The organism is Streptomyces sp. D2-8, from assembly GCF_023184515.1.
Lineage (GTDB): Bacteria > Actinomycetota > Actinomycetes > Streptomycetales > Streptomycetaceae > Streptomyces.
The window spans coordinates 1057000-1079290 of record NZ_JAAHBP010000001.1 but is presented as its reverse complement, the minus strand read 5'-3'; the positions used below and the strand labels follow the sequence as shown (position 1 = coordinate 1079290).

Annotated in this window: 27 protein-coding genes; 5 read left to right on the top strand and 22 right to left on the bottom strand. The window is 72.2% G+C overall.

What is annotated here, in order from left to right; genetic code table 11:
• Positions 1-5: 5 nt before the first annotated feature.
• The 11 genes from lgt to hisI form a co-directional block, all read right to left on the bottom strand.
• Positions 6-977: a prolipoprotein diacylglyceryl transferase gene (lgt, locus tag G3I77_RS04845; RefSeq protein WP_248501290.1), complete on the bottom strand. Its 972-nt coding sequence runs from the start codon at positions 975-977 to the stop codon at positions 6-8.
• A gap of 84 nt (positions 978-1061) precedes the next feature.
• The gene (locus G3I77_RS04840) at positions 1062-1838 is read right to left on the bottom strand and encodes a thioredoxin domain-containing protein (protein WP_248501289.1); all 777 of its coding nucleotides are present in this window, start codon (positions 1836-1838) and stop codon (positions 1062-1064) included.
• Positions 1839-1924: 86 nt separating this feature from the next.
• The gene (gene trpA / locus G3I77_RS04835; protein WP_248501288.1) at positions 1925-2743 is read right to left on the bottom strand and encodes a tryptophan synthase subunit alpha; all 819 of its coding nucleotides are present in this window, start codon (positions 2741-2743) and stop codon (positions 1925-1927) included.
• On the bottom strand, positions 2740-4026 hold the full coding sequence (gene trpB, locus G3I77_RS04830) for a tryptophan synthase subunit beta (RefSeq protein WP_248501287.1): 1287 nt from the start codon (positions 4024-4026) through the stop codon (positions 2740-2742). Before trpB ends, trpA begins: the two co-directional genes overlap by 4 nt.
• Positions 4027-4132: 106 nt before the next feature.
• Positions 4133-4300: a tryptophan biosynthesis modulator TrpM gene (gene trpM, locus G3I77_RS04825; protein ID WP_248501286.1), complete on the bottom strand. Its 168-nt coding sequence runs from the start codon at positions 4298-4300 to the stop codon at positions 4133-4135.
• A gap of 21 nt (positions 4301-4321) precedes the next feature.
• Positions 4322-5131 carry an indole-3-glycerol phosphate synthase TrpC gene (gene trpC, locus G3I77_RS04820; protein WP_248501285.1) on the bottom strand — a complete coding sequence of 270 codons (810 nt, stop codon included), beginning with the start codon at positions 5129-5131 and terminating at the stop codon, positions 4322-4324.
• A gap of 139 nt (positions 5132-5270) precedes the next feature.
• Positions 5271-5705 carry a DUF2752 domain-containing protein gene (locus G3I77_RS04815; RefSeq protein WP_248501284.1) on the bottom strand — a complete coding sequence of 145 codons (435 nt, stop codon included), beginning with the start codon at positions 5703-5705 and terminating at the stop codon, positions 5271-5273.
• Positions 5706-5796: 91 nt separating this feature from the next.
• Positions 5797-6048: an HGxxPAAW family protein gene (locus tag G3I77_RS04810; RefSeq protein ID WP_248501283.1), complete on the bottom strand. Its 252-nt coding sequence runs from the start codon at positions 6046-6048 to the stop codon at positions 5797-5799.
• A 110-nt stretch (positions 6049-6158) separates the two neighbouring features.
• A complete protein-coding gene (locus tag G3I77_RS04805) occupies positions 6159-6791 on the bottom strand; it encodes a TIGR02234 family membrane protein (RefSeq protein ID WP_248501282.1) in 633 nt (210 codons plus the stop codon).
• A gap of 120 nt (positions 6792-6911) precedes the next feature.
• Positions 6912-8390: an anthranilate synthase component I gene (locus G3I77_RS04800; RefSeq protein ID WP_248501281.1), complete on the bottom strand. Its 1479-nt coding sequence runs from the start codon at positions 8388-8390 to the stop codon at positions 6912-6914.
• An 11-nt stretch (positions 8391-8401) separates the two neighbouring features.
• A complete protein-coding gene (gene hisI / locus G3I77_RS04795) occupies positions 8402-8788 on the bottom strand; it encodes a phosphoribosyl-AMP cyclohydrolase (RefSeq protein WP_248501280.1) in 387 nt (128 codons plus the stop codon).
• An 84-nt stretch (positions 8789-8872) separates the two neighbouring features.
• Here hisI and G3I77_RS04790 point away from each other — a divergent pair, with 84 nt between their 5' ends.
• Positions 8873-9508 (top strand): TIGR03085 family metal-binding protein, encoded by a 636-nt coding sequence (locus G3I77_RS04790; protein WP_248501279.1) that lies wholly within the window; start codon positions 8873-8875, stop codon positions 9506-9508.
• A 50-nt stretch (positions 9509-9558) separates the two neighbouring features.
• Here the strand turns inward: G3I77_RS04790 and hisF are convergent, their stop codons facing one another.
• The 8 genes from hisF to hisD are packed head-to-tail and all read right to left on the bottom strand — an operon-like array spanning position 9559 to position 15254.
• Positions 9559-10314: an imidazole glycerol phosphate synthase subunit HisF gene (gene hisF / locus G3I77_RS04785; RefSeq protein ID WP_248501278.1), complete on the bottom strand. Its 756-nt coding sequence runs from the start codon at positions 10312-10314 to the stop codon at positions 9559-9561.
• Positions 10311-10715 carry a RidA family protein gene (locus G3I77_RS04780; RefSeq protein ID WP_248501277.1) on the bottom strand — a complete coding sequence of 135 codons (405 nt, stop codon included), beginning with the start codon at positions 10713-10715 and terminating at the stop codon, positions 10311-10313. The genes hisF and G3I77_RS04780 overlap by 4 nt, the downstream gene beginning before the upstream one ends.
• Positions 10712-11437 (bottom strand): bifunctional 1-(5-phosphoribosyl)-5-((5-phosphoribosylamino)methylideneamino)imidazole-4-carboxamide isomerase/phosphoribosylanthranilate isomerase PriA, encoded by a 726-nt coding sequence (priA, locus tag G3I77_RS04775; RefSeq protein WP_248501276.1) that lies wholly within the window; start codon positions 11435-11437, stop codon positions 10712-10714. Before priA ends, G3I77_RS04780 begins: the two co-directional genes overlap by 4 nt.
• The gene (gene hisH, locus G3I77_RS04770; protein WP_248501275.1) at positions 11434-12078 is read right to left on the bottom strand and encodes an imidazole glycerol phosphate synthase subunit HisH; all 645 of its coding nucleotides are present in this window, start codon (positions 12076-12078) and stop codon (positions 11434-11436) included. The genes priA and hisH overlap by 4 nt, the downstream gene beginning before the upstream one ends.
• Positions 12075-12239: a hypothetical protein gene (locus G3I77_RS04765; protein WP_248501274.1), complete on the bottom strand. Its 165-nt coding sequence runs from the start codon at positions 12237-12239 to the stop codon at positions 12075-12077. Before G3I77_RS04765 ends, hisH begins: the two co-directional genes overlap by 4 nt.
• Positions 12236-12829, bottom strand: coding sequence for an imidazoleglycerol-phosphate dehydratase HisB (hisB, locus tag G3I77_RS04760; RefSeq protein WP_003989586.1), 594 nt, complete (start codon positions 12827-12829; stop codon positions 12236-12238). The genes G3I77_RS04765 and hisB overlap by 4 nt, the downstream gene beginning before the upstream one ends.
• On the bottom strand, positions 12826-13932 hold the full coding sequence (locus tag G3I77_RS04755) for a histidinol-phosphate transaminase (RefSeq protein ID WP_248501273.1): 1107 nt from the start codon (positions 13930-13932) through the stop codon (positions 12826-12828). The genes hisB and G3I77_RS04755 overlap by 4 nt, the downstream gene beginning before the upstream one ends.
• Positions 13929-15254 (bottom strand): histidinol dehydrogenase, encoded by a 1326-nt coding sequence (gene hisD, locus G3I77_RS04750; RefSeq protein WP_248501272.1) that lies wholly within the window; start codon positions 15252-15254, stop codon positions 13929-13931. The genes G3I77_RS04755 and hisD overlap by 4 nt, the downstream gene beginning before the upstream one ends.
• A 178-nt stretch (positions 15255-15432) precedes the next feature.
• Between hisD and G3I77_RS04745 the strand changes: the two genes are divergently transcribed.
• From G3I77_RS04745 to ybaK, 4 genes are all read left to right on the top strand, one after another.
• Positions 15433-17010 (top strand): oxidoreductase, encoded by a 1578-nt coding sequence (locus G3I77_RS04745; RefSeq protein ID WP_248501271.1) that lies wholly within the window; start codon positions 15433-15435, stop codon positions 17008-17010.
• A 121-nt stretch (positions 17011-17131) separates the two neighbouring features.
• Positions 17132-18163, top strand: coding sequence for a hypothetical protein (locus G3I77_RS04740; RefSeq protein ID WP_248501462.1), 1032 nt, complete (start codon positions 17132-17134; stop codon positions 18161-18163).
• An 11-nt stretch (positions 18164-18174) separates the two neighbouring features.
• The gene (locus tag G3I77_RS04735; RefSeq protein ID WP_248501270.1) at positions 18175-18915 is read left to right on the top strand and encodes an LON peptidase substrate-binding domain-containing protein; all 741 of its coding nucleotides are present in this window, start codon (positions 18175-18177) and stop codon (positions 18913-18915) included.
• A gap of 10 nt (positions 18916-18925) precedes the next feature.
• The gene (ybaK, locus tag G3I77_RS04730) at positions 18926-19426 is read left to right on the top strand and encodes a Cys-tRNA(Pro) deacylase (protein ID WP_248501269.1); all 501 of its coding nucleotides are present in this window, start codon (positions 18926-18928) and stop codon (positions 19424-19426) included.
• Positions 19427-19617: 191 nt separating this feature from the next.
• Here ybaK and G3I77_RS04725 read toward each other — a convergent pair whose 3' ends face one another.
• The 3 genes from G3I77_RS04725 to G3I77_RS04715 form a co-directional block, all read right to left on the bottom strand.
• Positions 19618-20316, bottom strand: a complete 699-nt coding sequence (locus G3I77_RS04725; protein ID WP_248501268.1) for an AAA family ATPase — start codon at positions 20314-20316, stop codon at positions 19618-19620.
• Between the two features lie 56 nt (positions 20317-20372).
• Entirely contained in the window at positions 20373-21194 is an 822-nt protein-coding gene (locus G3I77_RS04720; protein ID WP_248501267.1) for an ABC transporter permease, read from the bottom strand.
• A 73-nt stretch (positions 21195-21267) separates the two neighbouring features.
• On the bottom strand, positions 21268-22242 hold the full coding sequence (locus G3I77_RS04715) for an ABC transporter ATP-binding protein (protein ID WP_248501461.1): 975 nt from the start codon (positions 22240-22242) through the stop codon (positions 21268-21270).
• Positions 22243-22291 lie beyond the last annotated feature (49 nt).

Genomic DNA, 22291 nt, shown 5'->3' with positions numbered 1-22291 from the left:
AGGCGTCAGGTCTTCTTGCCCGACCCGGCCTCGTCCTTGGCCGCGTTCTCGGCCGGGTCCTCGGCCGTGTCCGCCTCGGTCTCGGCCTCGTCCGCGACCTCGTCGTCCTTGCCGGCGTCCTCGGACTTCTCGCCGCTGTCGGCCGCGTCACCGGAGGCCACGGCAGCCGGCTCCACGACCTCTTCCCGGCCGGGCCGCTTCTTCGACGACACCACCAGGTACGCCACCGCGAGCAGGAACACCAGGATCGCGGTCCAGACGTTCAGCCGGAGACCCAGGATGTGGTGGGCGTCGTCGACCCGCATGTACTCGATCCACGCCCGGCCCGTGCAGTACGCGGCGACGTACAGCGCGAACGCCCGGCCGTGTCCGAGGCGGAAGCGGCGGTCCGCCCAGATGACCAGGAACGCCACGCCGATGCACCAGAGCGACTCGTACAGGAACGTCGGGTGGTACGTGCCCGGCACGCGCCCGTCCGACGAGGAGGTGATCTCCAGGGCCCACGGCAGATCGGTGGGCTTGCCGTACAGCTCCTGGTTGAACCAGTTGCCCCAGCGGCCGATCGCCTGGGCGAGGGCGATGCCCGGCGCGACGGCGTCGGCGTAGGCGGGCATCGGGATGCCCCGGCGCCGGCAGCCGATCCAGGCGCCCAGCGCGCCGAACGCGATCGCGCCCCAGATACCGAGGCCGCCCTCCCAGATCTTGAGGGCGTCCACCCAGTCGCGGCCCTCACTGAAGTACAGCTGGTAGTCCGTGATCACGTGGTAGAGACGGCCGCCGATCAGGCCGAAGGGAACGGCCCAGACAGCGATGTCGGCCACCGTGCCGGTCCGCCCGCCCCGGGCGATCCAGCGCTTGTTGCCGAGCCAGACCGCGACGAAGACGCCGATGATGATGCAGAACGCGTAGCCGCGCAGCGGAATGGGGCCGAGGTACAGCACCCCGCGCGACGGGCTGGGAATGAAGGCAAGTTCCATGGCAAGGTCGACGCTACCGTGCCGCACCGGGCCCGCGGCAGGCAGCCCGGCTACGGGTCCATAACGGGGGCGTGAGAATCACTCTTACCCCTTGTTCGCCTCCTGCACCATCTGCTTCAGCTTGTCCGGGGTCATCGTGCGGTCCTGGTAGATGTTCTTGCCGTCGAACAGCACGGTCGGCGTGCCCGAGAAGCCGCCCTTGTTGAAGGCCTGGTGGGACTTGGCGACCCAGCCGTTGTGCGTGCCGTCCTCGACGCAGGTGCGGAAGGCGGGGGTGTCCAGGCCGTCGACCTTGCCGGCCAGCTCGATCAGCTTGGCGTTGTCCGCGAAGGCGTCGTCGACTTCCGGGGGCTGGTTGTCGAAGAGCACGTCGTGGTACGCGGGGAACTTCCCGGCGTCCTGGGCGCAGGCCGCGGCGTTGGCCGCGTTGCGGGAGCCGGTGCCGCGCATGTTGCCGTCGATGAGAGTGACCAGGTGGTACTCGGTCTTCAGCTGGCCGGCGTTCGTCAGCTCGTGGATCACCGGCCGGTAGGCCGTCTCGAAGGACTTGCACGCGGGGCAGCGGAAGTCCTCCCACACCGTGAGCGTGGACTTGGCGCTGTCCTTGCCGACCGGGATGGCCAGGCTGTCCTTGCCCTGGGCTCCCGAGGGCGCCACGACCGGGCCCGAGGCCTCACTGTCGTCGTCCTTGCCGGCGTTGGCCGCGACGACGCCGATCACCGCCGCGAGTCCCAGGACGGCGACGACGGCCCCGCCCACGATCATCGCGCGCCGGCGCTTGTCCGCGGACTTCTGCTTCTCGCGCTCGGCCGCCAGCTTCTCCCGGGCGGTGCGCTTTTCCTCACGGTTCTTCTCGCTCACACCCCGGAAACGAACCGGGGAGGCGCACCGCGCCTCCCCGGCCCCAGGTCCACCCGTACGAGGGACCTGTATGACTTCCCGGCTTCTCACACCTGTCGGCGCACGCCCCTGGCGAGGTCGCCCGCGAGCGCGCGCACGGCTTCCAGACCGGCCGCGTCGTCCGGGGCGTCCAGCATCGCCTTGACGAAGGCCGAGCCGACGATCACGCCGTCGGCGAAGCCGGCGACCTCGGCGGCCTGGGTGGCGTTGGAGACACCGAGCCCGACGCAGACGGGCAGGCCGGTGCCGGTGGCCCGGGTGCGTTCCACCAGGTTCTCGGCCTGCGAGCTGACGGTCGCGCGGGTGCCGGTGACGCCCATGAGGGAGGCGGCGTAGACGAAGCCGCTGCCGGCCGCGGTGATCTGCGCGAGCCGCTCGTCCTTGCTGCTGGGCGCGACGACGAAGACGGTGGCGAGGCCGTGCTTCTCCGCGTGCTCCCGCCACAGCGCCGACTCCTGCACCGGCAGGTCGGGCAGGATGCACCCGGCGCCACCCGCCTCGGCGAGCTCGGCGGTGAACCGCTCGACGCCGTAGCGGTCGATGGGGTTCCAGTACGTCATGACGAGGATCGGCTTGCCGGTGGCGGCGTGGGCCTCGCGGACCGTGCGCATCACGTCGGCGATCCTGACGCCGCCGCGCAGGGCGATGTCGTCGGCGGTCTGGATGACGGGGCCGTCGAGGACCGGGTCGCTGTGCGGCAGGCCCACCTCGACGACGTCGGCGCCGCCGTCGATGACGGCCTTGATCGCCTCGATGCCGCCGTCCACGGTCGGGAACCCGGCCGGGAGGTAGGCGATGAGGGCGGAGCGTCCTTCGGACTTCGCCGCGGCGAGGGCGTCGCCCAACAGCTCGATGTTGCCGCTCACTTGGCGTCCCCCTCGATCTCGGCGGTGTCGGTGTCCGCGTCGGCGGCGACCTCGGCGTCGGTGTCGTACAGACCGAAGTAGCGGGCGGCGGTGTCCATGTCCTTGTCGCCGCGGCCGGACAGGTTGACCACGATCAGCCCGTCCTTGCCCAGCTCCTTGCCGACCTCCAGGGCACCGGCCAGCGCGTGGGCGCTCTCGATGGCCGGGATGATGCCCTCGGTGCGCGACAGCAGGCGCAGGGCCTGCATCGCCGCGTCGTCGGTGACCGCGCGGTACTCGCCCCGGCCGGAGTCCTTCAGGTACGAGTGCTCCGGGCCGATGCCCGGGTAGTCCAGACCGGCCGAGATCGAGTAGGGCTCGGTGATCTGGCCCTCGTCGTCCTGGAGGACGTAGGAGCGCGAGCCGTGCAGGATGCCGGGCTCGCCCGCGGTGAGGGTCGCGGCGTGCTCGCCGGTCTCGACGCCGTGCCCGGCCGGCTCGCAGCCGATGAGGCGGACGCCGGTGTCCGGGATGAAGGCGTGGAAGAGGCCGATGGCGTTGGATCCGCCGCCGACGCAGGCGACGGCCGCGTCGGGCAGGCGCCCGGCGCGCTCCAGCAGCTGGCGGCGGGTCTCGACGCCGATGACCCGGTGGAAGTCGCGGACCATCGCCGGGAAGGGGTGCGGTCCGGCGACGGTGCCGAAGAGGTAGTGGGTGTGGTCGACGTTGGCGACCCAGTCGCGGAAGGCCTCGTTGATGGCGTCCTTCAGCGTGCGGCTGCCGGACTTCACGGCGACGACCTCGGCGCCGAGCATGCGCATCCGGGCCACGTTGAGGGCCTGGCGCTGGGTGTCGATCTCGCCCATGTAGATCGTGCACTCGAGGCCGAAGAGGGCACAGGCGGTGGCCGTGGCGACGCCGTGCTGGCCGGCGCCCGTCTCGGCGATGACCCGGGTCTTGCCCATGCGCTTGGTGAGCAGGGCCTGGCCGAGGACGTTGTTGATCTTGTGGGAGCCGGTGTGGTTGAGGTCCTCCCGCTTCAGGAAGATCCGTGCACCGCCCGCGTGTTCGGCGAACCTCGGCACCTCGGTGAGGGAGCTGGGGCGGCCGGTGTAGTTGACCAGGAGGTCGTCGAGTTCCCTCGCGAACTCGGGGTCGTGCTTGGCCTTGTCGTACTCGACGGCCACCTCGTCGACCGCGGCGACGAGGGCCTCCGGGATGAACTTGCCGCCGAATGCCCCGAAGTAACCTTCGGGGTTGGGCGATTGACCCTCGGGGTCGGGGATGAAGAACTGACTGGGCATGCGGATACCTCACGGTGAGTGTGTGTTGATCACTAATCGCCGTGGGGGCGAGGATTGCCTGTCGGCTGCGGGCCCGTTGGGGCTGGTCGCGCAGTTCCCCGCGCCCCTAAAGGGCGCGCTGCCATCGCATGCCGTTGACCTGACCGGGTTCGTCACCGATGACGTACCGGACGCGGCGGCCGTGGACCCGGCGGGCCGGGGCGCGGCAGCCGCGGGGGCGGCAGCCGCGCGCGAGGCGGGCGTACCGGTCCACGGTCGTCAGGGTGAGAGTCATCGGGGCAAGCCTAGCGGGTGATCAGCTCCGGCCGTGCCGGAGTGCGGGGTGTTCGCCGGCCGCCACCAGGTCCGAGACCGCCGTCCTGGGGTCCTTGCCGGTGACGAGGGACTCGCCGACCAGGACCGCGTCGGCGCCGACGTTGGCGTAGGCGATGAGGTCGTGCGGGCCTCGGACACCGGACTCGGCGATCTTGATGATGTGGTCGGGGATCTCCGGTGCCACGCGCTCAAAGGTGCCGCGGTCGACCTCGAGGGTCTTGAGGTTGCGCGCGTTGACGCCGATCACACGGGCGCCGGCGTCGACCGCGCGCTCCACCTCGTCCTCGTCGTGCACCTCGACGAGCGGCGTGAGCCCGATGGACTCGGCGCGCTCGATGAGGGACTCCAGGGCGGGCTGGTCGAGGGCGGCGACGATCAGCAGCACGACGTCGGCGCCGTAGGCGCGAGCCTCCCACAGCTGGTACGACGTGACGATGAAGTCCTTGCGCAGCACGGGGATGTCCACCCGGGAGCGGACCGCCTCGAGGTCGGCGAGCGAGCCGCCGAAGCGGCGCTCCTCGGTGAGGACGGAGATGACGGCCGCGCCGCCCGCCTCGTAGTCCGCGGCGAGTCCGGCGGGGTCGGCGATCGCGGCCAGCGCGCCCTTGGACGGGCTGGAGCGCTTGACCTCGCAGATGACCTTGACGCCGTCGCCGCGCAGCGCGGCCGCGCCGTCCTTGGCCGCGGGAGCCTTCGCCGCGCGCTCCTTGAGCTCGTCGAGGCTGACGCGCGCCTGCCGCTCAGCGAGGTCGGCACGGACTCCGTCGATGATCTCGTCGAGCACACTCACGCGAGCGGCCCCCTTCCAGACTCTTGACAGTTCCAGCGACCGATCGAAAACCGATGGTCACTGCGATGGTATCCGCAGCGGGGCGTAGGCCTCACATCCGGTTGACGCCGGTCCCACTAGCTGGACATCCGCCCGTTGATCAAGGATGGAGCCAGCCACCGAAGGGCAGGTTCCGGACAACCGTGAAGACCAGCAGCAACGCTCCGAGGCTCCACACCAGCCCCGGGCGGGGGTCGATCCGCAGGGGGCGCCCGCGGAGCGCGTGGACCACCCATACGGTCCACAGCACGGCGAAGGCCAGATAGCCGAGGGTCGCGAGCGCGTTGGCGTGCAGAGCCGCCACGACGTCCCCGTGGACGAAGGCGTGCGCGCTGCGCAGGCCGCCGCAGCCGGGGCAGTAGAGGCCGGTGTAGTGCAGCAGCGGGCAGACGGGGTAGTGGCCGGGTTCGTTGGGGTCCACGGTGCCCACGTAGGCGAAGGCGGCGGCGACGGCCGCGAGCACGCCGGCGGGGACGGCAAGGCGGCTCGGGACGCTCGGCGTCACCCTTCGGCTCTCGGTGTTCACGGTATGCATTGTGCCCCGCACACGCGTGAGGGGCGGTCCCGGCACACGTGTGCCGGCCGCCCCTCACGTGAGGACGTGCTCCGCGGGTCGTGCCGCGGGGTCAGCTCCCGGCGCCGGCCGGCTCGCGGTCGCCCGTGGTCCGGTGCGGCTGGTGCGCCTCCTTGGGCTGGCCGAGGCCCATCATCCGCATGATGCCGCCGACGACACCGCCGAGCAGCACGACCACCATGCCCGCCCAGAAGCCCGCCGGCTGGTCCAACACCATGAACGCGCCCGAGACGCAGAAACCGATGAAGGCGATCGTGACACCGGTCCAGGCGGCCGGGGTGTGACCGTGGCTGCTGCCCGCCATTGCTTGCTCCTCGTTGCTGTGTGCGTGTCTGAGCAGGACGCTCGGGCTCATTGTCCCGCACGCCCGCCCGCGGGGTGAGCGGGGGTGCTCCCCCGGTCCCCCGTGTGGGCTCAGGCCCCGGTCGGGTCCTCGCCTCGGTCGAGCGCCTTCCACAGGTCCTCGGGGCGGTCGGGGTCGACGGCGGGGGTCTTGCGGCGCGGCTGGGGCGTGCCGCCCCGCTCGTAGCGGCCGGACATGGCGGGCCACAGTCGGCCGTAGCGCAGGGCGAGCAGCCCGGCCAGCAGGATCAGGACGCCGCCGACGGCCGCGACGTACGGCCAGGCGGTGTGGCTGAGGGCGTCGACGGAGGCCGAGGTGTCGCCGGAGGCCTGGGCGGCCTGCTCGTCGAGCGCGGAGCTGTCGGATGCGCCGAGCAGGGCCGCGACGACGATGCCGGCGCCGGAGAGCGCCAGCAGCGCGGCGACGACGAAGCGGCCGGCGCGGCGGACGGCGAAGACGGCGACGAGCGCGGCGAGGCCCACTATGGCGAGCGCCGCGGGAACGCCCGTGACGTCGCTGCCCTTGGCGGTCAGGGGGAAGGCGCCACCGGCCACCGTCGCGGTGCCCTCCGACCATCGCTGCCGGGTGGCGAGCAGCGCCACGGCCGCGCCGAGCGCGCCGCTCAGCAGCGCGACGGCGAGGCTCAGGCGGCCGGCCCGGGCCGGGCCGACCGCTTTGGAGCGTGGGTCAGGTACAGCAGTCATTACCCCACTATCGCCCCAACTGCCGGGCACCGAGACACCGGGGCTGCGCAACGAGCGCCACTGGCTGTGACACGGCGCGCGCATCCAGCTCCACACCAGTGGAGCAGGGGTGGCTCCGGGTCAGCTGCCCAACCGGTTCGCCGTGTGGACGGCCCGCAGCACCGCGGCCGCCTTGTTGCGGCACTCGGTGTCCTCGGCGACCGGGTCGGAGTCGGCGACGATGCCCGCGCCGGCCTGGACGTAGGCGGTGCCGTCCCGCAGGAGGGCCGTGCGGATGGCGATGGCGGTGTCGGAGTCGCCGGCGAAGTCGAGGTAGCCGACGCAGCCGCCGTACAGGCCGCGCCGGGACGGTTCGAGTTCGTCGATGATCTGCATGGCGCGGGGCTTCGGGGCGCCGGAGAGGGTGCCGGCCGGGAAGCAGGCGGTGAGGACGTCGAAGGCCGTGCGGCCCTGGGCGACGCGGCCCGTCACGGTCGAGACGATGTGCATGACGTGCGAGTACCGCTCGACGGACATGAAGTCGACGACCTCGACCGAGCCGGGTTCGCAGACCCGCCCCAGGTCGTTGCGGCCCAGGTCGACGAGCATGAGGTGCTCGGCGCGCTCCTTGGGGTCGGCGAGCAGCTCGTCGGCGAGGGCCTGGTCCTCCTGGGGGGTGGCGCCACGCCAGCGGGTGCCGGCGATGGGGTGCACCATGGCGCGGCCGTCCTCGACCTTGACCAGGGCCTCGGGGGACGAGCCGACGACATCGAACCCGTCGAAACGGAACAGGTACATGTACGGGGACGGGTTGGTGGCCCGCAGGACCCGGTAGACGTCCAGCGCGCTCGCCGTGCACGGGGTCTCGAAGCGCTGGGAGGGGACCACCTGGAAGGCCTCGCCGGCCCGGATGCGCTCCTTGATGTCCTCGACGGCCACCTGGAAGTCGGGGCCGCCCCACAGCGCGGTGTACTCGGGGAGCTCGGAGGGCGGGAGGACGGCCGGGGGCTGGGCGACCGCGCGGGAGAGGTCGGCCTCCATGGCGTCGAGGCGGGCGACGGCGTCGGCGTAGGCCTCGTCGACCCCCGTCTCCAGGTCGTTGTGGTTGATCGCGTTGGCGATCAGCAGGACCGAGCCCTCCCAGTGGTCCATGACGGCCAGGTCGCTGGTGAGGAGCATGGTCAGCTCGGGCAGCTTCAGGTCGTCGCGCTCGCCGGGGCCGATCTTCTCCAGGCGGCGGACGATGTCGTAGCCCAGGTAGCCGACCATGCCGCCGGTGAAGGGCGGCATGCCCTCATGGTGAGGCGTGTGCAGGGCGTCGATGGTGGCGCGCAGGGCGGCGAGGGGGTCGCCGTCCGTGGGGACGCCGACGGGCGGGGCGCCGAGCCAGTGGGCCTGCCCGTCGCGCGCGGTCAGCGTCGCCGCGGACCGCACGCCCACGAAGGAGTACCGGGACCACGAGCGGCCGTTCTCCGCGGACTCCAGCAGGAAGGTGCCGGTGCGCTCGGCGGCGAGCTTGCGGTAGAGCGCGACCGGGGTGTCTCCGTCGGCGAGGAGCTTGCGGGTGACGGGGATGACCCGCCGGTCGGTGGCGAGCTTGCGGAAGGTCTCGAGGTCCATGGCCGCTGACCTTACTGATCCGCGGCGGAGCCGTCGCAGCCGCCGTCCTTGAGCAGCACGTCGGTGTCGAAACACGTGCGCGCGCCGGTGTGGCAGGCGGCGCCGACCTGGTCGACCTTGACGAGCACGGTGTCGGCGTCGCAGTCCAGGGCGACGGACTTCACCCACTGGAAGTGGCCGGAGGTGTCGCCCTTGACCCAGTACTCCCGGCGGCTGCGCGACCAGTACGTGCAGCGGCCGGTGGTCAGGGTGCGATGCAGCGCCTCGTCGTCCATCCAGCCGAGCATCAGCACCTCTCCGGTGTCGTACTGCTGGGCGATGGCGGGCAGGAGGCCGTCGGGGCTGCGCTTGAGGCGCGCGGCGATCTCCGGGGCTAGGCGACTGGGCGTGCTGGTCATGCCGACCATTGTGCCGCGCGCCACCGACAGCCCAGGTGGAGTGTCCACTGGGCGGACCCGGCAGCCGGCCGTAGGCTGGGCCGTATGTCGACCCATGCCAAGCGTGAACGACTCCTCCTCGCCGATCTGTTGGAGACCGCGGGCCCGGACGCCTCCACCCTGTGCGAGGGCTGGACGACCCGGGACCTCGCCGCGCACGTGGTGGTGCGCGAGCGCCGTCCGGACGCCGCCGGCGGGATACTGATCAAGCAGCTCGCGCCGCGCCTGGACAGGGTGATGGCGGAGTACACCGACAAGCCGTACGAGGAGCTGATCCAGCTGATCCGTACGGGCCCGCCGCGTTTCTCGCCCTTCTCCCTCAAGCCGGTCGACGAGGCGTCGAACATCATCGAGTTCTACGTCCACGCCGAGGACGTCCGCCGCGCCCAGCCCGACTGGTCGCCGCGCGACCTCGACCCGGTCTTCCAGGACGCCCTGTGGTCCCGCCTGGAGCGCACCGCCCGCCTGATGGGCCGCGGTGTCCCGACGGGCCTGGTCCTGCGCCGCCCCGACGGCCAGACGGCGGTCGCCCACCGCGGCACCCCCGTGGTCACCGTGACCGGCGAACCGTCCGAACTGGTCCTGTTCTGCTACGGCCGCCAGAGCGCGGCCAAGGTCGACCTGGACGGCGACGAGAACGCGATCGCGAAACTGCACGAGACGAAGCAGCTCGGGATCTGACAGAGCCCCGGCCGCACCGCGCGGCCGGGGCTCTCTCAGCAGACGGGGCGTCACCGCACCGGGTGCCCCGCCTCCCGCAGCGTCTCCTTGACCTGGCCGATGCGCAGATCCCCGAAGTGGAACACCGAAGCCGCCAGCACCGCGTCCGCGCCCGCCTCGACGGCCGGGGGGAAGTCCATGAGCTTGCCGGCGCCGCCCGAGGCGATGACCGGGACCGTGACGTGCCCCCGCACCGCCCGGATCATCTCCAGGTCGTAGCCGTCCTTGGTGCCGTCCGCGTCCATCGAGTTGAGCAGGATCTCGCCCGCGCCGAGTTCCGCGGCCCGGTGGGCCCACTCGACGGCGTCGATGCCGGTGCCCTTGCGGCCTCCGTGGGTGGTGACCTCGAAGGAGCCGGACTCCGTGCGGCGGGCGTCGACCGACAGGACCAGGACCTGGCGGCCGAAGCGCTCGGCGATCTCGCGGATCAGATCGGGGCGGGCGATGGCGGCGGTGTTGACGCCGACCTTGTCCGCGCCGGCGCGCAGCAGCTTGTCCACGTCCTCGGTCGTGCGGACGCCGCCGCCGACCGTGAGTGGGATGAACACCTGCTCGGCCGTGCGGCGCACCACGTCGTACGTGGTCTCGCGGTTGCCCGACGAGGCGGTGATGTCCAGGAACGTCAGCTCGTCGGCGCCCTCGGCGTCGTACACCTTGGCCATCTCGACGGGGTCGCCCGCGTCGCGCAGGTTCTGGAAGTTGACGCCCTTGACGACCCGGCCGTTGTCCACGTCCAGGCAGGGGATGACTCGGACCGCCAGGGTCATGAATCCTGCTCCTCCACTGTCCCTCTGATTGCTTCCACTTCCACCGACACCAGGACCCGGGAGTCGATGAAGCCCTGTACGACCAGCAGGGTCGTGACCGGGCGTACGGTGTCGAACAGTTCCTTGTGGGCCCGGCCCACGGCGTCGACATCCCGGGCGTGTGCCAGGTACACACGGGTGCGGATCACCGACTCGGGTGCGAGCCCGAACTCGCCGATCGCCTCCAGGGCGGAGGTGAAGGCCACCTTGGCCTGCTCGTACGGGTCGCCGTCGCCGTAGAGCACATCGCCCTTGAAGGCGGTCGTGCCCGCGACCAGCACACGGTCGCCCGCCGCGACGGCGCGTGCAAAACCGAAGGACTCTTCCCAGGGACTTCCGCTCTGCACACGCCGCACGGTCATGACGACACAGCCTCCAAGGCCTCTTCCAGGGTGAACGCCTTCGCGTACAGCGCTTTCCCGACGATGGCGCCTTCGACACCGAGCGGGACGAGGTCGGCGATGGCCCGCAGGTCGTCGAGCGAGGAGACACCGCCGGAGGCCACGACCGGGCGGTCGGTGGCGGCGCACACGTTGCGCAGCAGTTCCAGGTTCGGGCCCTGGAGCGTGCCGTCCTTGGCGATGTCGGTGACGACGTACCGCGCACAGCCCTCCTTGTCGAGGCGCGCCAGCGTCTCGTAGAGGTCGCCGCCGTCGCGGGTCCAGCCGCGCCCGCGCAGGGTCGTGCCCCGGACGTCCAGTCCGACCGCGATCTGGTCGCCGTGCTCGGCGATGACCTTGGCGACCCACTCCGGGGTCTCCAGGGCTGCCGTGCCCAGGTTGACGCGCTTGCAGCCGGTGGCGAGGGCTGCGGCGAGGGTGTCGTCGTCGCGGATACCGCCGGACAGCTCCACCTTGATGTCCATGGCCTGGGCGACCTCGGCGATCAGCTCGCGGTTGTTCCCGGTGCCGAACGCGGCGTCCAGGTCGACCAGGTGCAGCCACTCGGCTCCGGAGCGCTGCCAGGCGAGGGCGGCCTCCAGCGGGGAGCCGTACGAGGTCTCCGTGCCGGACTCGCCGTGCACCAGGCGCACGGCCTGGCCGTCACGGACGTCGACGGCGGGGAGGAGTTCGAGCTTGCTCACAGGGTTCCGATCCAGTTGGTGAGGAGCTGGGCTCCGGCGTCGCCGGACTTCTCGGGGTGGAACTGCGTGGCCCACAGGGCGCCGTTCTCGACGGCCGCGACGAACGGCTTGCCGTGCGTGGACCAGGTGACCTTGGGGGCTTCCAGCGTCGGGTTGTGCGTCTCCAGCGACCAGTCGTGGACGGCGTAGGAGTGCACGAAGTAGAAGCGGGCGTCCGGGTCGAGGCCGGCGAACAGCTGCGAACCGGGCGCCGCCTCGACGGTGTTCCAGCCCATGTGGGGCACGACGTCGGCCTGGAGCGGCTCGACCGAGCCGGGCCACTCGTCCAGGCCCTCGCTCTCCACGCCGTGCTCGATGCCGCGCGCGAAGAGGATCTGCATGCCGACGCAGATGCCCATCACCGGGCGGCCGCCGGACAGCCGACGGTCGACGATCCAGTCGCCGCGCGCCTCGCGCAGGCCCGTCATGCAGGAGGCGAAGGCGCCGACGCCGGGCACCAGCAGGCCGTCGGCGTTCATGGCCTTGTCGTAGTCACGCGTGATCTCGACGTCGGCTCCCGCGCGCGCGAGGGCCCGCTCGGCGGAACGGACGTTGCCGAAGCCGTAGTCGAAGACGACGACCTTCTTCTGCGGGGCGCTCAATTCCACACCTCCAGCCTCACCACGCCGGCTGCCAGGCACATCGCGGCGCCGATCGACAGCAGGACGATCAGGCCCTTGGGCATCTGCTGCTTGGCGAAGGAGTAGATCCCGCCGACGAGGAACAGGCCGACGACGATCAGCATGGTCGAGATGCCGTTCACAGGGCGCCCTTCGTGGACGGGAGGATGCCGGCGGCGCGCGGGTCGCGCTCGGAGGCGTACCGCAGGGCCCGGGCGAGCGCCTTGAACTGGCATTCCACGATGTGGTGCGCGTTGCGCCCGTAGGGCACGTGCACGTGCAGCGCGATCTGTGCCTGGGCCACGAAGGACTCCAGGATGTGCCGGGTCATGGTGGTGTCGTACTCGCCGATCATCGGCGCCATCTTCTCGGGCTCGGTGTGCACGAGGTAGGGGCGGCCGGACAGGTCGACGGTGACCTGGGCGAGGGACTCGTCCAGCGGGACCGTGCAGTTGCCGAAGCGGTAGATGCCCACCTTGTCGCCGAGGGCCTGCTTGAAGGCGGCGCCCAGGGCGAGGGCGGTGTCCTCGATGGTGTGGTGCGAGTCGATGTGCAGATCGCCCTCGGTCTTCACGGTCAGGTCGAACAGACCGTGCCGGCCGAGCTGGTCGAGCATGTGGTCGTAGAAGCCGACGCCGGTGGAGATCTCCGTCTTGCCGGTGCCGTCGAGGTCGATCTCGACGAGAACCGAGGTCTCCTTGGTCGTCCGCTCCACGCGTCCGGTGCGGCTCATGAACTCTGCTCCTTCTTCAGTGCACGTACCGCGTCGAGGAACGCGTCGTTCTCTTCGGGGGTTCCGGCGGTGACCCGGAGCCAGCCGGGCACGCCGTTGTCCCGGACCAGGACGCCCCGGTCGAGGATCTTCCGCCAGGTCGCGTGGGAGTCCTCGAACCGGCCGAACTGCACGAAGTTCGCGTCCGAGGCGGTCACCTCGTAGCCGATCGCGAGCAGTTCGGTGACCAGGCGGTCCCGTTCGGTCTTGAGCTGCTCGACGTAGCCCAGCAGCGTGCCGGTGTGCTCCAGGGCGGCCAGGGCGGTCGCCTGGGTGACGGCCGACAGGTGGTAGGGCAGCCGGACCAGCTGGACGGCGTCGACGACGGCCGGGTGCGCCGCGAGGTAGCCGAGGCGCAGGCCCGCCGCGCCGAACGCCTTCGACATCGTGCGGGAGACGACGAGGTTCGGGCGGCCCTCCAGCAGCGGCAGCAGCGAGTCGCCGTGGCTGAACTCGATGTACGCCTCGTCGACCACCACCATCGACGGCTTCGCGGACTGTGCGGCCTCGTACAGCGCGAGGACCGTCTCGGGCGGGACGGCGGTGCCCGTGGGGTTGTTGGGGGTGGTGATGAAGACGACGTCCGGCTGGTTCTCGGCGATCGACTTCTCGGCGGCGGCGAGGTCGATCGTGAAGTCCTCGTTGCGGGGGCCGGAGATCCAGCCCGTGCCGGTGCCGCGCGAGATGAGGCCGTGCATCGAGTACGACGGCTCGAAGCCGATGGCCGTGCGGCCCGGTCCGCCGAAGGTCTGCAGCAGCTGCTGGATGACCTCGTTGGAGCCGTTGGCCGCCCAGACGTTGGCCGGACCGACCTCGTGGCCGGAGGTCTCCGTCAGGTACTCGGCGAGCTTCGTGCGCAGCTCGACCGCGTCCCGGTCCGGGTAGCGGTTGAGGTTCCTGGCAGCCTCACGGACCCGCTCGGCGATGCGCTCGACCAGCGCTTCGGGGAGGGGGTAGGGGTTCTCGTTGGTGTTCAGCCGTACGGGGACGTCCAGCTGGGGCGCGCCGTAGGGGGACTTGCCGCGCAGCTCGTCCCGTACGGGGAGATCGTCGATGCCTGTCACTTGCCCTGCGGAACCTTCCAGTCGAACCTTGCCTTGATCGCCGCGCCGTGCGCCGGCAGGTCCTCCGCCTCCGCCAGCGTCACCACGTGGTGCGCGACCTCGGCCAGGGCGTCCTGCGTGTAGTCGACGATGTGGATGCCGCGCAGGAAGGACTGGACGGACAGGCCGGAGGAGTGGCAGGCGCAGCCGCCGGTGGGCAGGACGTGGTTGGAGCCGGCCGCGTAGTCGCCGAGGGAGACCGGGGCCCAGGGGCCGATGAAGATCGCGCCGGCGTTCCTGACCCGGTCGGCCACGGCGGTGGCGTCGGCCGTCTGGATCTCCAGGTGCTCGGCGCCGTACGCGTCGACCACCTTGAGGCCCTCGTCGACTCCGTCGACCAGCACGATCGCGGACTGCCTGCCGGACAGGGCCGGGACGATCCGGTCGTCGACGTGCTTGGTGGCCGCGACCTGCGGCTCCAGCTCCTTCTCCACCGCGTCGGCGAGCTCGACGGAGTCCGTGACCAGGACGGCGGCGGCCAGCGGGTCGTGCTCGGCCTGGCTGATCAGGTCGGAGGCGACGTGCACCGCGTCGGCCGTGTCGTCGGCGAGGACCGCGATCTCGGTCGGGCCGGCCTCGGCGTCGATGCCGATCCTGCCGGTGAAGTAGCGCTTGGCGGCGGCGACCCAGATGTTGCCGGGGCCGGTGACCATGTTCGCGGGCGCGCAGGACTCGGTGCCGTAGGCGAACATCGCGACGGCCGTGGCGCCGCCGGCCGCGTACACCTCGTCGACGCCGAGCAGCGCGCAGGCGGCGAGGATCGTCGGGTGCGGCAGTCCGCCGAAGTCGGCCTGGGCGGGAGAGGCGAGCGCGACGGACTCGACGCCGGCCTCCTGCGCGGGCACCACGTTCATGATCACGGAGGACGGATACACGGACCGGCCGCCGGGCGCGTAGAGCCCGACGCGCTCGACCGGCACCCACTTCTCGGTCACGGTGCCGCCGGGGACGACCTGGGTGGTGTGCGTCTCACGGCGCTGCTCGCGGTGGACGATCCGGGCGCGGCGGATGGATTCCTCCAGGGCCGCGCGCACGGCCGGGTCGAGTTCCTCCAGCGCGCGCGTGAGCGCGGCGGCCGGCACCCGCACCTGGTCGAGCCTGACCCCGTCGAACCGCTCGGCTGCGTCGATCAGCGCCGCGTCGCCCCGATGATGCACGTCCTCGCAGATCGGACGCACCTTCTCGAGGGCGGCCGCAACGTCGAAGTCGGCTCGGGGCAGCAGGTCGCGCAGGGCGGGGCCCTCGGGAAGGGCGTCGCCGCGCAGATCGATTCGGGAGATCACGTGCTCAATTCTCTCAGACCCGGGTGAGGCACCGTCCGCGCGTATCAATGGCTGATACAGAACGCCGCAGGAACCCGGAAGATCACCTTCACTTCTTGTGTTCGGGGCGTCACACAGCGGGCATGAACTGGTGTACGAGGCAAGTGACCCGCGAGTACCTGGGGAGGACGGAAGAGCTGTGACCGAGGGGGCCGGCCACCGTGCCGGGGATCTGCCCGAAGAACTGACCGCGGCCGAGGCCGGCATGTGGCAGGCCTTCCGCAACGGCACCGTGTACGACCTGAGCAGCGGCGACGCCGTGGTGGACGATCCGCACGGCGGGCACCCCTGGGGCGAGGAGCGGACCGTGCGGGCCCGGATCGTGTGCTGGCTGCTCCTCGACGGCCCGCCCGCCCTGGCCGGCCGGGTGTCGTCGCTGAAGCTGATCGGCGTGCAGGTCAGCGGCTCGCTGGACATCGCGGGCGGCACGGTGGTGCCGTACGTCGAGATGCGCCGGTGCCGGTTCGAGCAGGACGTGCTGCTGCCGGAGGCCCGCTTCACCACCCTGCGGATGGTGGACTGCTCGATACCCCGGCTGGAGGCGGCCCGGGTGCACACCGAGGGCGATCTGCATCTGCCGCGCTGCCGCTTCCACCACGGCATCCGGCTCACGGACGCGCAGATCGGCACGGACCTGATGCTCAACCAGGCGATCGTGCACCGGGACCGCAGCGGCCGGTCGATCGCCGCGGACGGCCTGACCGTCGGACAGGACTTACAGGCGGAGCTGCTGGAGTCGCACGGCGAGCTGAGCCTGCGCGCCGCCACCATCGGCGTGTCCCTGAGTCTGCGCGGGGCGCGTCTGTCCAACCCCTTCGAGCGGCTGGCGCTGAACGCCCCGCAGCTGACCGTCGAGCGCAGCCTGTATCTCACCCCGGCGGGGGTCGGCGCCCAGGCGATGAGCGGGATGACCCCGGCGCAGGGGACCCGCATCCAGCGCTTCGCGTGCGAGGGCGGGATCCGGCTGGACGACGGCCGGTTCGGCGACGCCGCCGACTTCGAGCGGGCCCGGTTCACCCTCACCGACGACCAGGAGCTGTCGCTGCGCCGGGTGCAGACACCGGAGCTGCGGTTCCTCGGGGAGCAGCCGGTGCGCGGGCGGGTGGTGCTGTCCGGGGCGAAGGTCATCAACCTGATGGACCGGGCGGACGCCTGGCCGGGCCCGGGGCGGCTGCACATGGGCGGCTTCGCCTACGAGAACCTGGTGCCGCGCGGGCCGTTCCCGCTGGCCGAGCGGCTGGACTGGGTGGCCGCGGCGACCGCCGAGTACAACCCGGAGCCGTACGAGCGGCTCGCGGCCGTGCTGCGGTCCGGCGGGGAGGACCAAGACGCCCGCGAGGTGCTGCTCGCCAAGCAGCGCCGGCATCGCGAGAGCCTGCCGATGGCGGCCAAGCTGTGGGGCTACGTGCAGGACTGGACGGTCGCCTACGGATACCGGCCGGGGCGGGCCGCGGTGTGGATGGCGGTGCTGTGGGCGACGGGCTCGTTCGCCTTCGCGCAGGTCGGCCATCCGCCGATGAGGCGGGGCGAGCATCCGGAGTGGAACCCCACGCTGTTCACGCTCGATCTGCTGCTGCCGGTCATCGATCTGGGCCAGGTGGGTTTCTGGCAGTTGCGGGGGGCCTGGCAGTGGCTGGCGGCGGCGATGATCCTGCTGGGCTGGATCCTGGCTACGACGGTGGCGGCGGGGGCGACGCGGCTACTGCGGCGCAACTGATGGTGCTGGTGTGACCACAGTTATTGAACTGTCACGGTTTTACGTTCTCTTGACCATCGGATGTACAACTTTCCGTAGGTTCCATGAACGGTCTGGCGCCGTCATGACCAGCGGACTTTCAATGGTCGGCACCATGGCAATGCAGCTCCCGTTCATCCGCACGAGCCGGATGGCAAGGACCACCCCCCACCCCGTCGGTGCGCCGTGCGCCGACGACGAGGTGCTGCTCGACGCGCCCGACGCGCGGCTGAGTCCGGCGCTGGTCGCCGCCGCCCGTGGCGACCACGGGCCGGCCGCCGCCTTGCTCCTGGCCACCCGCGCGGCGTCCGAGTGGGAGCGGCGCGACCGGTACGTGACCCGGCTGGCCGCCTTCGCCCGCTCACGGCCCGAGTGGCTGGACGCCTGGCTCGCCACCGCCCCGCTGGACCCCGACGCGCTGCTGGTCGGGGCCCAGCTGGCGGTGGACCGCGCCTGGCAGTCACCGGCCCGGGCCGAGCTGCTGCGCGAGGTGAGCCCGCTGATCACGGCCGCGGCCCGGGGCGACCAGCGGGACCCGGTGCCGTGGCGGCTCGCGCTCGACCACGCCCGGGGCGCACAGGCCGGGCACACGTACTTCGAGGAACTGTGGGCGGCGGCCGTACGCCGTGCCCCGCACCACTACGGCTGCCATGTGGCGGCCCTGCGCTACCTGGCCACCTCCTGGCACGGTTCGCACCACGAGTGCTTCGACTTCGCCGACCGGGCCGCGCAGGACGCTCCGGCCGGCGCGCTCGTCCAGGCCCTGCCGCTGCGGGCGGCCTTCGGCTACCTCACCGACGACTGCGGGCCCGAGGTGCCGCGCGAGCGGCTGGACGCGGCCGCCGACCGGGCGATCGCGCTGTCCCCGCGGCTGCCGGCGGCCGACCCCTGGCCGGCCCGGATGCGGAACCTGCTGATCTTCGTCCTGGTGTGCCTGGAGCGCTGGCAGGACGCCACCGAACAGCTGCGCCTGAACGGCCCGTACGCCACCTCCTTCCCCTGGGACCAGGTGTCGGACGACCCGCTCGGCCACTTCCTGCGGGTACGCGAGGACATCCGTGCCGCGGCGGCCGGGGACCCGTCCTGGCATCCACGGAGTGAACGGGGCGGACGAGTCCGTCCCGGCGACCATTAGGCTTTTACGTCGTGACCACCGTCCGGCTCCCCCTCTTCCCCCTGAACTCGGTGCTGTTCCCGGGGCTCGTGCTCCCGCTCAACGTCTTCGAGGAGCGGTATCGCGCCATGATGCGCGAGCTGCTGAAGACGCCCGAGGACGAGCCGCGCCGGTTCGCCGTCGTGGCGATCCGCGACGGCCACGAGGTGGCCGCGACCGCACCCGGCATGCCCGACCCGACGGCCGTGCCCGAGCGGGGACCGTCGGCCGGTTTCGGCGCGGACCCGGCCAAGGCGTTCCACAAGGTGGGCTGTATCGCGGACGCGGCGACGATCCGGGAGCGCACCGACGGTTCCTTCGAGGTGCTGGCGACCGGCACGACCCGGGTGAAGCTGCTGTCGGTCGAGGCGTCCGGGCCCTTCCTGACGGCCGAGCTGGAGCCGCTGGCGGAGGAGCCGGGCGACGAGGCCGCGCCGCTGGCCGAGGGGGTGCTGCGGTCCTTCCGCCAGTACCAGAAGCGGCTGGCCGGGGCGCGGGAACGGTCCGTGGCGACGGGGGCCGACCTGCCGGACGAGCCGGGCGTGGTGTCGTACCTCGTGGCGGCCGCGATGATGCTGGACACCCCGGCCAGGCAGCGCCTGCTCCAGGCCCCCGACACGGCGTCCCGCCTGCGCGACGAGCTGAAACTCCTTCGCTCCGAGACGGCGATCATCCGTAGTCTGCCGTCATTGCCGGCGTCGGAGCTGACGCGCGGCCCGATGAGCCTCAACTGAGCGGATCCGCATGGCGAAGAAGTCGAAGAAGCAGCACCAGCCGGGCGGCACCCCGGCGACGGTGGCCCTCACGGCGGCGGGCGCGACGTACACGGTCCACACCTACGACCACGACCCCGGGCACCCCTCCTACGGCGAGGAGGCGGCCGAGGCCATGGGCGTCTCCCCCGACCGTGTCTTCAAGACCCTGGTCGCGGACGTCGACGGCGCCCTGACGGTCGCGGTGGTCCCGGTGGCGGGCCAACTGGACCTCAAGGCCCTGGCCGCGGCCGTGGGCGGCAAGCGGGCGGCGATGGCCGACCCGGCACTGGTGGAACGCACCACGGGCTACGTCCGGGGCGGCATCTCGCCCCTGGGCCAGCGCAAGAAGCTGCCGACGGTCCTCGACGCCTCGGCATCGGCGCACGCGACGATCTGCGTGTCGGCGGGCCGCAGGGGCCTGGAGGTGGAGCTCGCCCCGGAGGACCTGCAGAAGCTCACGGAGGCGGTCCTGGCGCCTATCGGCCGTTAGCTGCCAGGGGGCGGTGCCTCTATCGGCCGTTGGCGGCGGGCGTTCCGGACGCGCCCCCACGAGCCGCACAGCGCCCAGCGGCCGTTGGCGGCGGGCGGCCCCGGTTGCGCCCCGGCCACGAGCCGCACGGCGCCCAGCGGCCACTACCAGCAGCGGCCCCGGTTGCGGCCCGGCCGTGAGCCGGGCGGCGCCTATCGGCCGTTGGCGGCAGGCGGTTCCGCATACGGCCCCGGGCCGAACTCCGGCTCCGGGTCGCGAGGTCCGAACAGCGCCATGAGCCCGAGATGCAGCACCAGTGCGGCAAGCGGCCAGGCCAGCAACGCCCCCTTCGCGCCCAGCTGCAACGGCGCGGTGACCGTCACGCCCCGCCCGACCTCCCGGGCGTGCGCGATCACGTCCTCGGTGGGCCCGAGCCACACCCCGACCCGCCAGGCGAGCAGCGACCCGAGCAGCCCTCCGAGGGCCAGCCCCACCACCAGCGGCACACCCCCGCGCCGCCGCAGGAGGAAGACGACCAGCGCACTGACGGCACCGAAGCCCAGCCCGAGCAGCGTGAACGTGCCGTCGACACCGATGGCCTGCTCCCCCTCGGTGTCCTTGAGGTAGACCACCCAGCTCTTCTCCACCACGTCACCGACCAGCGGCACGTGCGGCGCGAGCCACCACCACAGCACTCCGAGCAGCACCCCGCCGAGCGCCACGGCCACCGCGATCACGGCGGCCTCCCGCAGTTCCGTCTTCATCCCGGGGCCGTCCTGTCCGTACCAGCCGTGCCCGGCGTACTCGGCGTGCTGGGACCCGGGAGCCGCAGGCCCGGCGTCCGGCGGCTGCCACGCCTCCTGAGCGGAGCGTTCATGCGGCGGCGGTGGCGGAGTCAGCGGTGCGGTCACCCTGCCATCGTGCCAGGCCCGCTTGTGTGCTGCGTCACCGGACGACCGCTGCGCGCTCAACGGACAGCCGCCCGGCGGTACGCCCAGGTCGCCACGGCCAGCGAGACGACGCCCACGACCCCGCACACGGCGAGGTCACCGAGCACGAAGGCCCAGTCGGGGCGCGGTCCGAACGTCCGCGCGAAGGCTTCCACGCCGTACGTCGACGGCAGCAGGTCCCGCGTGAAGCGCACGGCCTCCGGCATCCGGTCCGCCGGCAGCACGCCCAGCAGCAGCGCCGCCGACATGCCCAGCTGCCCGAGCAGCGTGGCCAGTTCCGGCCGGGGCGCGAGCAGCCCCAGCGCCGCACCGAGCCCGGCGAGCGCGGCGCCCGCGAGCGGGATCACGGCCATGAGGACCCACAGATGGGCCATCGGCAGCCCGAACAGTACGCAGCCGAACACCGCGGTCACGACGGTCCCGGGCACGGTGAACGACGCGTACGCGCCCGCCGCCCCCAGCACCACGGCCGCCGGCGGCACCGGCAGCGTCGCGTAGTGGTCGAGCCCGCCGCTGGCCCGCAGCTGCCCGAAGTACTGCGCGAGCAGGTTCAGCGCGACGAAGGCGACCACCAGGACCGACGACCCGGCCACGACGGCCTGCGCCTCCGTCCCGTCGTCCACGACGCCGCGCATCAGGATCATGATCCCGATCGACTGGAAGGTCGCCACGAACAGCAGCGGGATCCGCGCCACCCTCGCCCGGGACAGCTGGGCCCGGTACACGGCCGCCAGCGACGGCCACAGCCGCGCCCGAGGTCCGAGCTCGGCCGCACGCGCGGCGGGCTCCTCCACGGCCAGGGCACTGCCCGGCAGGACATCGGCGGGTACGACACTCACGTCGCGCTGCTCCCCTTCGCTCGGGTCCACTGCGGCAGTCGTCTGTTCGGTACGTATGCGGCGGCCGGTGTGCTCACACCTTCACCAGCCCCTGCTGCACGGCACCGCCGAGGGCGAGGTACACGTCCTCCAGGCTCGGCGTGGCCAGGGTGAAGTCGTCCAGGGCGGCGAAGGCGGCCCCGCCGGTGACGGTCGCGACGACCGCCCGGGCCTCCTCGGGCCCGAGCCGGAGCGTCCAGCGGCGGCCCGACTCCACGACGCGGTCCTTCAGCGCGGCCACCTCGGGCACGTGCAGCGGAGCCGCGTCCCGCCACACCAGGTCGACGCGCACCTCACCGGCGACCTGCTCCTTGAGCCCGGCGGGGGTGTCGCAGGCGATCACCCGCCCCCGGTCGAGGACGGCCACGCGGTCCAGCACCGTCTCGGCCTCGATGACGTTGTGGGTGACGAGCAGCACGGTCGTCCCGCGGTCGGCCCGGCGCCGGTCGACGGCCGACCACACGGCCCGCCGCGCCACCGGGTCCATGCCGGAGGTCGGCTCGTCCAGCACGAGCAGCGGCCGCTCCCCCACCAGGGCCGCGGCGAAGCACGCCAGGCGCCGCTGGCCCCCGGAGAGCTTCTTCAGCGGGCGTCCGGCGAGCGGCGCGAGCCCCAGCTCGTCGAGGACGGCGTCCCGCTCGGCCCGCGCCTTCCGTACGTCCAGACCGCGCAGCCGCCCGGTGGTCTCGGCGGCGAGCGACACGGTCAGCTCGTCGAGGGCGGTCGACTCCTGCCCGAGGTAGGCGAGGATCCGCGCGGCCCGCTCGGGGTGGCGCACGATGTCGTGCCCGAGGATCTCCACACTGCCGCAGTCGGGCCGCATCAGCCCGGTCAGCTGGCGCACGAGAGTGGACTTGCCGGCGCCGTTCGGGCCGAGCAGGCCGAAGATCTCGCCGCGGCGGATGTCCAGGGTCACGTCGTCCGTGGCCCGGACCTCGGGTGTGCCGGGGGCGCCGCGCCGGCCCCGGACCGCCGGATAGGTCTTGGTCAGCCCGCGCACCGCGCACACGACGTCACCGTCGTGCCGAAATGCCTGTGCCGCGCGCTTACTCACAAGG